Origin of the sequence: Novosphingobium sp. PC22D (assembly GCF_002556635.1) — a bacterium.
GTDB lineage: Bacteria > Pseudomonadota > Alphaproteobacteria > Sphingomonadales > Sphingomonadaceae > Novosphingobium.
Genome location: NZ_MWMO01000020.1, coordinates 68,375 through 80,175 on the forward strand (window position 1 = coordinate 68,375; position 11,801 = coordinate 80,175).

Annotated in this window: 10 protein-coding genes and 1 pseudogene; 8 read left to right on the plus strand and 3 right to left on the minus strand. The window is 66.9% G+C overall.

Translation table 11 applies throughout. The features are described from left to right. Nucleotides 1-193 precede the first annotated feature (193 nt). Together B2G71_RS21055 and B2G71_RS21060 are read right to left on the minus strand one after the other, a co-directional pair. Nucleotides 194-2,329, minus strand: a complete 2,136-nt coding sequence (locus B2G71_RS21055) for a hypothetical protein (RefSeq protein ID WP_141521652.1) — start codon at nt 2,327-2,329, stop codon at nt 194-196. 40 nt (nt 2,330-2,369) lie between these two features. Beyond that, nucleotides 2,370-3,611, minus strand: coding sequence for a TIGR04063 family PEP-CTERM/XrtA system glycosyltransferase (locus tag B2G71_RS21060; protein WP_098108628.1), 1,242 nt, complete (start codon nt 3,609-3,611; stop codon nt 2,370-2,372). Nucleotides 3,612-3,675: 64 nt separating this feature from the next. On the opposite strand from B2G71_RS21060, the gene B2G71_RS24230 reads away from it, so the two are divergent. From B2G71_RS24230 to B2G71_RS21095, 8 genes are all read left to right on the plus strand, one after another. Next, nucleotides 3,676-3,843: a hypothetical protein gene (locus tag B2G71_RS24230; RefSeq protein ID WP_168176436.1), complete on the plus strand. Its 168-nt coding sequence runs from the start codon at nt 3,676-3,678 to the stop codon at nt 3,841-3,843. Further along, on the plus strand, nt 3,836-5,206 hold the full coding sequence (locus B2G71_RS21065; protein ID WP_098108629.1) for a DUF5935 domain-containing protein: 1,371 nt from the start codon (nt 3,836-3,838) through the stop codon (nt 5,204-5,206). The genes B2G71_RS24230 and B2G71_RS21065 overlap by 8 nt, the downstream gene beginning before the upstream one ends. Next, entirely contained in the window at nt 5,203-6,315 is a 1,113-nt protein-coding gene (locus B2G71_RS21070; protein WP_098108630.1) for an acyltransferase, read from the plus strand. Before B2G71_RS21065 ends, B2G71_RS21070 begins: the two co-directional genes overlap by 4 nt. Before the next feature lie 180 nt (nt 6,316-6,495). After that, a complete protein-coding gene (locus B2G71_RS21075; protein WP_098108631.1) occupies nt 6,496-7,191 on the plus strand; it encodes a response regulator transcription factor in 696 nt (231 codons plus the stop codon). A 147-nt stretch (nt 7,192-7,338) separates the two neighbouring features. After that, entirely contained in the window at nt 7,339-8,253 is a 915-nt protein-coding gene (locus B2G71_RS21080) for an aminotransferase class IV (RefSeq protein ID WP_098108632.1), read from the plus strand. Next, the gene (locus tag B2G71_RS21085; RefSeq protein ID WP_206049475.1) at nt 8,250-8,981 is read left to right on the plus strand and encodes an HAD family hydrolase; all 732 of its coding nucleotides are present in this window, start codon (nt 8,250-8,252) and stop codon (nt 8,979-8,981) included. Before B2G71_RS21080 ends, B2G71_RS21085 begins: the two co-directional genes overlap by 4 nt. A 56-nt stretch (nt 8,982-9,037) precedes the next feature. Then, nucleotides 9,038-9,757 carry a tRNA (guanine(46)-N(7))-methyltransferase TrmB gene (locus B2G71_RS21090; protein WP_098108634.1) on the plus strand — a complete coding sequence of 240 codons (720 nt, stop codon included), beginning with the start codon at nt 9,038-9,040 and terminating at the stop codon, nt 9,755-9,757. A gap of 125 nt (nt 9,758-9,882) precedes the next feature. Then, nucleotides 9,883-11,103, plus strand: coding sequence for a site-specific integrase (locus tag B2G71_RS21095; RefSeq protein ID WP_098108635.1), 1,221 nt, complete (start codon nt 9,883-9,885; stop codon nt 11,101-11,103). A 293-nt stretch (nt 11,104-11,396) separates the two neighbouring features. Here the strand turns inward: B2G71_RS21095 and B2G71_RS21100 are convergent. Then, nucleotides 11,397-11,732 (minus strand): annotated as a pseudogene (locus B2G71_RS21100) (IS3 family transposase); the annotation flags it as partial. Nucleotides 11,733-11,801 lie beyond the last annotated feature (69 nt).

Here is an 11,801-nt window from a genome sequence, read left to right on the forward strand (position 1 = left end):
ACCTCGCAATCGCGCCCCCGCACGACTCGCACTGCCGAATGCACGGCAGGCTGCCCGAATGCTCCCCATGACGATTTGAGCCCGTTTTTGCAACCGCGAAGCCCGTGGCACGTACAAAAATGGCCCGCGCGGGGCGAGCCATGTTCCGAAAGTTGTCGATTCTGGTGCCGGAATCGCCTCGGCGGTATGGGCGTCAGCCCACGCTGCTCATCCGCTGCAAGGTCGCCAGCGCGGCGCGGAGCGCGCGCTCGGTATCGTCGGGATCGCCGCGAGCCGGTGCGGCTGGCGGCGCGGCGAAATCGTCTTTCGGCGGCGACGTCTCCGCCGCGGCGCCGCGCGGACGCGCCTTGGTTTGCGGTTCCTCGCCCGGAAATACGACGACGGGCTGGATCTCGCCGTTCGATTCGGGTTCCTCGATGCGGACGAACTGCTGACGCGATGGCGGGCGCGACAAGTCGAGCAGCGAGGAATAGCCGGCCTCGAGCACTTCGTCGTCGTTCTCGCTGGCGGTCTCGTCCGCCGTCGCCGCCGTCGCTGCCCCGGCGTCGCGCGGCGCGAAACCGATATGGCGGGGCGGCACATAGCCGGGCAGGGCGTCGCTGTCGTCATCGTCGTCGAAGGAGACGGGTCGCAGCGCGGCGGGGATCGCCTTGTTTCCGCCGAGGGGCGATAGCGGTGCGAATTCGCGCCGGTCCTCGCGCGCCTCGACGGTTTCGGGCTGGGCATCCGGTTCGGTCGGTTCGGCTTGGGCCGCCGGTTGGGTCGGCTCGGGCGAAGCGGCTTGCTCGATCGGTTCGAAGGTCTGGGCTTCGGGCGGCGGTGCGGAAGCTGTCACTTCGGGTGCGCTGCTCGGCTCGTTTGTCGATTCGCGCGCGGCTTCGCGCTCCGCCCGGCGGCGGGCCATCGAAATGGCGAGGCGTTCGAGCAATTCGAGCGGCGAGAGCGAATCGAGTTCGGCATTCGCGATCCGCTCGTTGCTGCCACTTGCCGCCGCCGCGCCGAGCGAAAGCCGGCTCGCGACCTGCGGTTCGGTGTCGTTCGCGGCCATGGCCGCCGCCGCGGCCTCGTCCGCCTCGTCGCTGGAAACGGTGTCTGGCGCGGGCGCGGCCTCGGCGAAGAGCGGTTCGTTCGGTTCCTCGAGGTCGAACGCGCCATCGCATTCGGTCTTATCCTCGTCCTCGGCGAGGGGTTCTTCCCAGCGTTTCAGGCCGAGGCGGGCCAGAGGCCGCGCGCCGGGCTCGGGCGCGGGGGACGCGGCAGGCGATTCGAACGGCGAAGGCGCGTCGGGAGCCCGTGAGAATTGCTCGGTACGGGCGGTGATCTTGCGCGAATAGGCTTCGAACAGGCGATTGCTGAGCGTCGATGTCGGCGTGGGAGCCGTCTCGGGAGCGGGACGTGAATCGTCCTCGGCATTCGCGTCGGAGGACGGCCCGGCGCCGTTCCTCAGCGCGGAGAGGGGATCGGCATCGAACATCTGCCGCGCGTCGGTCGCCTCGTGAGGCCCAGCCGCGGCGCGAATCGCGGGCGCGGCGGCTTCGTCGTCGGACTCCGCTCTCTGCGATAGCGCGAACTCGGTGGAGGGTTCGTGGAAGACCTGCGCGTCCGCCGGTGTCGCGACGCGGCGCGGTTCGGACGGAAATGGCCCGCTTGCGGGCGTCAGCGCCAGGGCTTCGTCCTCTGGCGCGTGCCGATACGCGCCGAGGTTGAACGCTTCGTCTTCTTCGCCGGCGCTCAATGCCTCGTCCGCGAGGAACGCGGGCGCCGCATCATGGTCTGGCTCGTCTTCGGGCGCGTCGTCGTAGTGGGCGTCCTCGTCGAAGCTCTCGAGTTCGAACTCGGAGACATCGAGAATGCGCGGGCCCTCGCCTGGGACGGGGGCGGTGTCGCCGAAGTTCTGGTGCGGGGTCACGTCTTCCTTGAGCGCGAGCGCGCGGCGGCGACCCGGAGAGGCGGGCGCGGCCTCGGGGTCCTGCGCCAGCTCCGCCTCGTAGATTTCCTCCGTCGCCGGCATGGCGCCGCGGCGCCGTTCGCGCTGCGGCGACGCGGGCCGGAAGAGGCGATGCGCGAGCAGGCCGCCGATCACGCCGCCAAGGCCGGTCATCGCCAGGGCAAGCAGGATGCGCGCGGTCATGCCCAGCGGGGGCGTCGCCATCGGGATCACCGCATCGATGCCGGTGGCGAGCACCGCTTGCTCGAGCAGCGCCGGGCGAATCGCGAGGCTGCCGAGCCCGAAGAGCGCTCCGAACCACAGCGCGACGACGGCGGGGAACAACGGATGCCGTGTAACCGGCTGCTTTGCTGCGACTTTCCTGCGGCTTACTTCGGACAAACCATGATCCCCGTGCTGCGCTTGCGTCCCGTCGGTGCGCTCAGGCAACCGCGCCGACACCACGTGTAACCGTGGGTGGTAACAGCATTTGGTAAACGGGCTGATAACGCTCGGCGTTGCGCGCCCAGTCGTGCGCGGCGCGCACATGGCGGCGGCCTTCGGCGCGGTAGCGGTCCCACGTTTCGCGCCGCGACAGCAGCCCGGCGAGCGCGGCGGCGCAGGCGGCGGGATCGTCGGGCGCGAACAGCGAACCGGTGACGCCGTCGCTGATCAGCTCGCGGTGGCCGCCCACGTCCGACGCCGCCACGATCTTGCCCTGCGCCATCGCCTCGAGCGGCTTGAGCGGAGTGACGAGGTCGGTGAGGCGGCTGCGCTTGCGCGGATAGGCCATGATATCGGCGAGCGCGTAGTAGCGGTCGACCTGCTCGTGCGGGACGCGCCCGACGAAGCGGATCGCCGAGGCCGCGGGGCTCGCCGAGGCACGGGCGCGCAGCGCTTCCTCGCACGGACCGCCGCCGACCAGCAGCAGCCGCGCGTCGCGGTGCTCGCGCACCAGCAGCGCCATCGCGTCGATCAGGTCGTCGATCCCCTCGTAGTCGTAGAAGCTGCCGATGAAGCCGATCACCGGGCAGGGGCCGCCGTCGGTCTCGAAGCCGAGTTCGCGCGCGAGCGCCGCGTCGCGCGGCCTGGCTTCGCCGAAGACCGAAAGATCGACGCCGTTGGGCATCACCGTGATCCGCGCCGGATCGACCCCGCGCGCGACGAGATCGCCGCGCAGGCCCTCGCAGATCGTCACCACCGCATCGGCCTGGGCGACCACGCGGTCCTCCAGCTTGCGGGTCAGGCGATAGCGCAGCGAGCCCTGCGTGGTCGCGCCGTTGCCGACCGCCGCGTCCTCCCAGAAGGCGCGGATTTCATAGACGAGCGGGATCGACAGCCGCCTCGCCGCGCGCGCCGCCGCCTCGCCGCCGAGCGCGGGCGAATGGGCGTGGAGCACGTCGGGGCGCCAGTCGGCGGCGAGCGTCTCGATCGATTGCGCGAGCAGTGCGATCTCGCGCCATTCGCGCAGGCCCGCCGGACCCGAGGCCGTGCCCGGCGTCCGGTGGAACAGCAGGCCCTCGGCGACTTCGCTGGGCGGCCCGTCGAGCGTGTGGCGCAGGCCGGTGATGCCGCGCACCTCGTAGCCGAGCGCCTCCTGCGCCTTCATGATCGCGCGGGTGCGGAAGGCGTAGCCGCTGTGAAGCGGGAGCGAGTGGTCGAGGACGTGCAGGATCCGGGGCATGGCCGCAATCCCTAGCGGCACAAGGCTTAACGCGCCGTCAACCCCGCTGGCCTAGGAGGTCGGCATGATCGATATGTTCGCGTTGGTTCTGACGCATGGCCTGATGTTGATCGCCATCTGGCGCCTGCTCTCGCGCGAAGACCTCGATCGCGAGGGCGCCGCCGCGTCCGACAAGCGCCGGGCGCGGGCCGCGATGAAGCCGCTTGCCCGGCAGGGCGCGCCCGATGACTGATCTCGGGCTTACCGCCTTTCTCCTCGCGATCCTCACCCTGGGAACGAGGCGGCCCTTCGTCTGGGTGCTGGCGTTCATCTATGTCGACCTGCTGGTGCCGCAGCTCATCTCGTACCGCATTCTCGTGCACCTGCCGGTCTCGCTGATCGTCTTCGTCGCGGCTTTCGGCGGCTGGCTCCTGCTCGACGAGAAGGAGGGCACGCGCTTCTCGGTGCGGCAGGGCATGCTGCTGCTGTTCCTCATCTATTGCGGGCTGACGACCACCCAGTCCGCCTTTCCCGAGGCGGCCTGGGCCAAGTGGTCGTGGGTGTGGAAGTCGCTGATCTGGGCTGTGTTCATGCCGCTCACGCTGCGCACGCGGCTGCGCTCGGAAGCGGTCATCCTTACCATCGTCCTGACCGTGGGCGGCATCGCGATCAGCGCCGGGATCAAGACGCTCGCCTCGGGCGGCGGCGGTTACGGCACGCTTGCCGCGTTCGTCTCCGACAACGCCGGCATCTACGAGGGCAGCACGCTTTCGACGGTCGCCGTCGCGATCATTCCGCTGATCTTCTGGCTCGCGCGCTTCGGCACCGTTTTCCCGACCGACTGGCGCGTGTGGACCTTCGCCGTCGCGCTCGCCTTCGCCTGCCTGCTGGTGCCGGTCGGCATGCAGACGCGCACCGGACTGCTGTGCATCGGCGTGCTCACCATGCTGGCGCTGCGCCATGCGCGCCGCAAGGCCGTGTGGCTCGGCGCGATCGCGCTCGCCGCCATGGTCGCGATCCCGTTCCTGCCGGCGCAGTACACCGCGCGGATGGAGACGATCGAGGCGCACCAGTCCGACCAGTCCGCCTCCACCCGCATCGCGGTGTGGAAATGGACGCTGCAGCGCTCGTTCGAGCAGCCCTTCGGCGGTGGCTTCGATGCATTCCTCGCGAACAAGTTCACGGTGAACATCGCCCAGACCGAGACCGCGGGATCGACCACGGTGGTCGAGACCGATCAGATCCAGGACGAGGGCCGCGCCTTTCACTCGGGCTATTTCGAAGTGCTCGGCGAGCAGGGCTGGCCGGGGCTGTTCCTGTGGCTGGGCGTCCACATCATCGGTCTCGTCCAGATGGAGTTGATCAAGCGGCGCCTGCGCAACTCCGACGAGCCGCGCGCGCGATCGGACGCCGCCCTCGCGAACGCGCTGCAGATCAGCCACCTCGTCTTCATGACCGGGGCGCTCTTCGTGGGTATCGCCTATCAGTCGTTCTCCTACATGATCGTCGCGCTCGAGATCGCGCACGGCTATCGGGTGAAGGGCGCCGGGGCAAAGGCGCGGCGCGAGCGCGCGGCTCCCTCGCGCGCGATGAAACCGCTCGGTGCTTCGTCATGAGCGCGCGGGCGGAAACCGCAGGCAAGCCGGGGCACTTCGATGCGCTCACGGGCATTCGCGGCGTCGCCGCCTGGCTGGTGGTGTTCTATCACATCCGGGCCACGCTGACCGGGATCGTGCCGGAAGGCGTGATCGCGGTCTTCGCCCGGGGCTATCTCGCGGTCGATCTGTTCTTCGTCCTTTCCGGCTTCGTCATGTGGTACAACTACGCCGGAAGGCTGGCGGATGGACGCGGCCTGGCGGTGCGCGACTTCTTCTGGCGCCGGTTCGCGCGGATCTGGCCGCTTCACGCGGCGATATTGCTCGCATTCGTCGGTTTCGCGGTGCTGCTGCTCGCGACCGGGCGGCCGGTCGAGGGCATGCCCTTCGCCGAACTGCCGCTCCACGTGCTGCTCATCCAGAACTGGGGCTTCACGTCGGCGCTGACCTGGAACGATCCCGCCTGGTCGATCAGCACCGAGACGGGTGCCTATCTCGTCTTTCCGCTGCTCGTCCTGGGACTGTCGCGGCGCCCGTCCGGCCTCGCGGTCCCGGTGATTGCGGCGCTGGCGCTGCTTGCCGCGATCGCGGGGCTGTTCGCGCTGACCGGGCACGCCTCGCTCGGCGCGGACATCCCGCGGCTCGGCCTGGCCCGCTGCGTGCTCGAATTTTCGCTCGGAACCGTGTGCTGCATCCTGTGGCAAGGGCTTGGCGAGAAACGGGGCGCGGCCCGGCTCATCGGTCTCGCGGCGCTCGCGATCCTTTGCGCAGGGCTCGGCTTCGCGCTGCCCGAGCCGCTGTTCGTGCCCGCCTTCTTCGCGGCGCTGGTGCTCTGGCTGGCGCTCGGCGCGGGCGCGGCAGGGCGGCTGCTTTCGGCAAGCGCGCTCGTCTATCTGGGCGAGATCAGCTATGCGACCTATCTTGCGCACGTTCTTCTTTTCCGGCTCTTCAAGATCGCCTTCGTCGACGATACGCTCCAGCTCGGCTGGGCAGGCATCGCCGGTTTCGTGTTGGCGCTGGCGGTCGTCTCCGCCGCGCTTTACCACGGCCTCGAGAAGCCGGCGCAGCGCTGGCTGCTGCGTCATCGCCGCTGGCCGCGCGCGCAACCGGCGGCCACGCCGGCAGAGTAAGGTTGTCTGCTGGGGGCGGCGTTAAGCAAACCTAAGCGGTTTAGCTTAGATTCAAGGGACTATTGCCCTTTACATAAAATTAACCTTTAACCTTCATAGGTCATATGGTTAATACGCGGCAATAACCCTTTCGGCAGCAATAGCTCGCGCCGGACCGGGGCAGAACAGGGGATCTCCTGCATGCGAGTGCTTTTGATCGAGGATGAACCGACCACCGCACGGGCCATCGAGCTCATGCTGTCGGCCGAGGGATTCAACGTCTACTCCACCGATCTGGGCGAGGAAGGCCTCGATCTGGGCAAGCTCTACGACTACGACATCATCCTGCTCGACCTCAACCTGCCCGACATGCATGGTTACGATGTTCTGAAGAAACTGCGCGTCGCCAAGGTGCAGACGCCGGTCCTCATCCTCTCGGGCATTTCCGAGATGGATTCGAAGGTCCGCAGCTTCGGGTTCGGCGCCGACGACTACGTTACCAAACCCTTCCACCGCGAAGAGCTGGTCGCGCGCATCCATGCCGTCGTGCGCCGCTCGAAGGGCCACTCGCAGTCGGTGATCAAGACCGGCAAGCTGCTCGTCAATCTCGATGCCAAGACGGTCGAGGTCGATGGCGCGCGCGTGCACCTGACCGGCAAGGAGTACGCGATGCTCGAGCTGCTCTCGCTGCGCAAGGGCACCACGCTCACCAAGGAAATGTTCCTCAACCACCTCTACGGCGGTATGGACGAGCCCGAACTCAAGATTATCGACGTCTTCATCTGCAAGCTGCGCAAGAAGCTCAGCCATGCCTGCGGCGGCGCCAACTACATCGAGACGGTCTGGGGCCGCGGCTACGTGCTGCGCGATCCCGACGAGCAGGCCGAAGCCGCCTGATTCCCCTTCGCTTGCGGGAAACGGACACGGCTCGCTCCTGACGGAGCGGGCCGTTTTTCGTCGGTCCCGTTGGCCCCAGCCAAGTATTTTCGTCCGATCGCGGCGGTTCGATTCGCCAGCGGCGAACGGCGCCGCTAGGCAGGCGACATGGCAGGTAGTCAGGATTTCGCCCCAGACCCCCGCAATGACAGCGTGCTCGCGCTGCTCGACGGCGCGCTGGTGCCGATGCGCGAGGCCAAGGTCTCGCTGTTCGACGCCGGTTTCGGCATGGGCGACGGCGTGTGGGAAGGCTTGCGGCTGCACAAGGGCGCGCTGCTGTTCCTCGACGCGCATCTCGACCGCCTCTGGTGGGGTGCGGGCAAGCTGCGGATCGAGATCGGCCTCACGCGCGAGGCGCTCAAGGCGCGGCTGCGCGAGCTGCTGGCGGCCAACAGCATGGAGGACGGCGCGCACTTGCGGCTGATGGTCACGCGCGGGCGCAAGGCTTCGATCAACCAGGACCCGCGCAACGCGCTCGGCACCGCGACGATCGCCTGCACCGCCGAATTCAAGGTTCCCTCCGGCCCCGGCGCGGGCCTGTCGCTCCACACCGCGAGCATCCGCACCTCGGGACCCGAGATGTTCGACATGCGCCTCAATTCGCACAGCCGCCTCAATCTCATCACCGCGCTGCTCGAGGCGATCGAGGCGGGCGCGGACGAGGCGCTGATGCTCGATCCGCACGGCAACGTCGCGAGCTGCAACGCGACCAACTTCTTCTGGACGCGCGGCGGCACGCTCTACACCTCGGGCGACCGTTACTGCTTCAACGGCATCACTCGGGGCAACGTGATCGCGCTGTGCCGTGAGGGGCTGATGCCGCTTTCGCAAGGGGACTTCGATCCCGCCGAACTTGCGGGGGCCGAGGAGGCCTTCGTCACCGGCACGATGGGCGGGGTCAGTCCGGTGCGCGCGATCGACGGGAAGGCGCTGCCGCAGGTCGACGGTCCCGTCACGCGCCGCGTGCGCGACGCCTACACCGCGCTCAAGGACGCCGACGCGGCGGCGAACCCGTTCGTATGACCGTCCGCATCGCCATGTGGTCGGGCCCGCGCAACATCTCGACCGCGATGATGCGCGCCTTCGAGAACCGTGCGGACTGTGCGGTCAGCGACGAGCCGTTCTACGCCGCTTTCCTCGCCACAACCGGGCTCGAGCATCCGATGCGCGCCGAAGTGCTCGCCGCGCAGCCGACCGACTGGCGCGCGGTCGCCGAAGCGATGGCCGGCCCCGCGCCGGGCGGCGCGGCGGTCTGGTACCAGAAGCACATGTGCCACCACATGCTGCCGGGCTTCGGGCTCGACTGGACGGATGCCTGCACCAACGCCTTCCTGATCCGCGATCCGGCGGCGGTCGTGGCGTCCTATGCGCGCAAGCACGACGCGGTCAGCCTCGATGCGATCGGCGTGGTGCGCCAGTGCGAGCTGTTCGAGCGCGTCGCCGACCGCACCGGCAAGGCGCCCGCGGTCCTGGAATCGGCCGATGTCCTCGCCGATCCGCGCGCGGCGCTGGCCGCCTTGTGCGAGGCGCTGGCCATCCCGTTTTCCGAAAGCATGCTCGCCTGGCCCGCCGGACGCCGCGAGAGCGACGGGGTCTGGGCCCCCGCATGGTACGACGTGGTCGAGCGCTCGACCGGATTCGACCGCCCCGCCCCGCGCGATCGCGCGCCGCTGCCTGCCGGGGCCGCGCGCGTCGCGGACGCGGCGCGGCCCTACTACGAACGCATGGCGCGTCACGCGCTGGCGGCATGACCGGCAAGCCGCGCGATTGACGCGGCCCGGCGCGCCTGCCATCGCGCCGCCCCATCATGACTGCGAACAAGCCCGGCGATCCGACCACGCTCAACCGCCTCTACGGCCGCTCGGTCGGCAAGCCGCTGCGCGCCGGGCAGCAGGCGCTGGTCGACGATCTGCTGCCGAGGATCTCGGTTCCCGAAGAGGGTCCCGTCACCGCCGAACGCTTGTTCGGCGAGCCACGTCCGCTCCATTTCGAGATCGGCTTCGGCGGCGGCGAGCACATGGCGCAGCGCGCCGACATGCTGCCCGACCACGGCTTCATCGGCGCCGAGCCCTTCCTCAACGGCGTCGCGCAGGCGCTCGTCCACGTCTCGGGCGATGCCGGCGCGCACCCCCCGCTCGGCAATGTCCGCCTCCACCACGGCGATGCGCTCGACGTCCTCGCGCGCATCCCCGACGGCGCGCTGACGATGGCCTATCTGCTCCATCCAGACCCCTGGCCCAAGGCGCGCCACGCCAAGCGGCGGATGATGAACGACGGCCCGGTGCGGATGATCGCGGCCAAGCTCAAGCCCGGCGGCGAGTTCCGCTTCGGCACCGACCATCCGGTCTACCTGCGCCACGCACTGATGGTGATGCAGCGCTTCACCGGCGAATTCGAATGGCTCTGCGAAAGCCCCGCGCAGTTCCTCAAGCGCCCCGGCGGCTGGCCCGAGACGCGCTACGAGGCAAAAGCCCGCCGGCTGGGTCACGAAGTCTGGTATTTTCGCTGGAAGCGCACTGAGGCGTAGCATAGCGTTGATTTTTCGACCTTTTTTCTAAGCCTTACTGCGCTACACTAGCAGTCTCTTGGCGGCTTTTTCCGCTTCGGTGATTGCTGGGTGATTGCTGGAAAGCACCTGCAGGAGGCTCGAAAATGGCTACAGGAAGAATAGGTAAGCGCGCGGTCGATGCGATGCGTTCGGCCGGCGTTGCCGGCTTCTTATGGGACGAGGATATCAAAGGCTTCGGGATGAAAGTCACTTCATCCGGCGCGGCATCCTACATCCTGCAATATCGAATGGGTGGGCGCGAATCCAAGACGCGCCGGTATACGATCGGCGGACATGGTTCTCCCTGGACACCTGCTACGGCACGAGCAGAAGCTGAGCGGCTCAGTTTGCTCATTGCGCAAGGCACCGACCCTACCGAAGCGGAAAAACAACGACGTCGGGAAGCCGTCGATCTCGCCTTCGACAACTATGCCGACCGGTTCGCACAATCATGTACGGGCAAGGGATGGATAACTCTCGTGAAGCGTTCGTTCCGGCTTCATGCAAAGCCGGTCTTGAGCAACAAGCCCCTGCCTCACATTACGCGAGCGGACATCGTGGCGGTGTTCGATCGAATGCCCGCTGAGCAGGTTGCCAACAAGCGCAACGTCTTCGCGGTTTTGAGACGCATGTTCCGCTGGGCTGTAAGCAGAGGTGATATTGAACGTAGCCCGATGGAAGGCATGGAGACGCCACCTCCTGTCAAGCCGAGGGACCGCTGGTTGTCCGATGAGGAACTTCCCCGGATATGGCAGCAAGCCCCTAAAACGCATCACTGCTTCGGGCCGATCGTGCGCCTGCTCATCACGACGGGCCAACGTCGCGAGGAAGTGGCGGGGCTTACCTGGGAAGAGCTGGATAGAGCCGAGCGCATGTGGACGCTAAGGGGGGAAAGGACAAAAAATGGAGAGCCAAACAGCGTTCCGCTCAACGATCTCGCGGTAGCCGTCCTGGATGATGTCGCAGGAGGGGAAAATTGGCCCCGACGCGGCAAGGTTTTCCCAACGTCTACAGGCGGTCCGTTCACCGGCTATCATAAGGGAAAGTTGAAGCTGGACCATCTTTTGGAGAACGATGGCGGTGATCCTATGCCGCCGTGGCGCCTACATGACCTTCGGCGCACATTGGCAACGGGCTTTCAAAGACTCGGAGTGCGCTTTGAAGTCACGGAAGCAGTTCTGAACCACGTTAGCGGATCACGGGCTGGCGTCGCAGGGATTTACCAGCGCCACGACTGGAAAGATGAAAAGCGCGAAGCGCTGCGCTGTTGGAACCAACATATAGTTGGGTTGCTCGCAAAGATGGAAAAACCAGAGCACCCTTAGGTTTCGCGCCGCCGGTTTGTCGGGCTATTGATCCCTTACCGGCACCGACGGCGCATAACCCTCGGCTACTGACTATTCAGCGTCGTCCAAGCCGTCCAATAGCATTGGGGCGCCTCACTCGGTTTGCTTGTTGACCCCTGACCTGCTCCCCTTTCCCCTCCGGTTATAACTGGATTCCGGGCTTATCTGCACCGCTACCCGACCTTGGACCACTCAGGTCTGGAGTTTTCCGCCTTTACCAGATCCGGCGGGCTGGTCTCACCGGCTGAGTTTGCCAACATGATCGGGGGGGCACGATCCTCACGCAGCATTGCCTTCACACGCCGCTTGGGCGTCTTGTTCCTGAGCTGTAAGTCCAACTCCCTGTAAAGCCTGTAAACCTTCTTCATGTTCACATGCCATCCATCGCGGCGCAGGATGTGATATACCCGCCGGTAGCCATAGCGGGCGTGCGTCTCGCAGATTTCCTTGATGCGCTTTTTCAGAAAGGCCGGATCGGTTCGGCGGGACTGGTAGTGATAGGTCGAACGATTAAACTGCGAAGCTGTACATGCCCTGCGGATCGTCACCTGCCAGTCCTGCCGAACCGCGTCGATAAGCTCGCGCTTCCGATCCGGCCTTAGAGCCTGATCTGAAATTAAGTTGAGTGGTATCAGCGGGTTAGCTTGACGGCTGCCCAAGTCGTTGATTCAGCGGTT

What these genes read in the sequence shown, in the direction of transcription:
- B2G71_RS21095 (WP_098108635.1), top strand. Translation starts at nt 9,883, where the DNA reads ATGGCTACAGGAAGAATAGGTAAGCGCGCGGTCGATGCGATGCGTTCG.
- B2G71_RS21085 (WP_206049475.1), top strand. Translation starts at nt 8,250, where the DNA reads ATGACCGTCCGCATCGCCATGTGGTCGGGCCCGCGCAACATCTCGACC.
- B2G71_RS24230 (WP_168176436.1), top strand. Translation starts at nt 3,676, where the DNA reads ATGATCGATATGTTCGCGTTGGTTCTGACGCATGGCCTGATGTTGATC.
- B2G71_RS21090 (WP_098108634.1), top strand. Translation starts at nt 9,038, where the DNA reads ATGACTGCGAACAAGCCCGGCGATCCGACCACGCTCAACCGCCTCTAC.
- B2G71_RS21080 (WP_098108632.1), top strand. Translation starts at nt 7,339, where the DNA reads ATGGCAGGTAGTCAGGATTTCGCCCCAGACCCCCGCAATGACAGCGTG.
- B2G71_RS21065 (WP_098108629.1), top strand. Translation starts at nt 3,836, where the DNA reads ATGACTGATCTCGGGCTTACCGCCTTTCTCCTCGCGATCCTCACCCTG.
- B2G71_RS21070 (WP_098108630.1), top strand. Translation starts at nt 5,203, where the DNA reads ATGAGCGCGCGGGCGGAAACCGCAGGCAAGCCGGGGCACTTCGATGCG.
- B2G71_RS21060 (WP_098108628.1), bottom strand. Translation starts at nt 3,611, where the DNA reads ATGCCCCGGATCCTGCACGTCCTCGACCACTCGCTCCCGCTTCACAGC.
- B2G71_RS21075 (WP_098108631.1), top strand. Translation starts at nt 6,496, where the DNA reads ATGCGAGTGCTTTTGATCGAGGATGAACCGACCACCGCACGGGCCATC.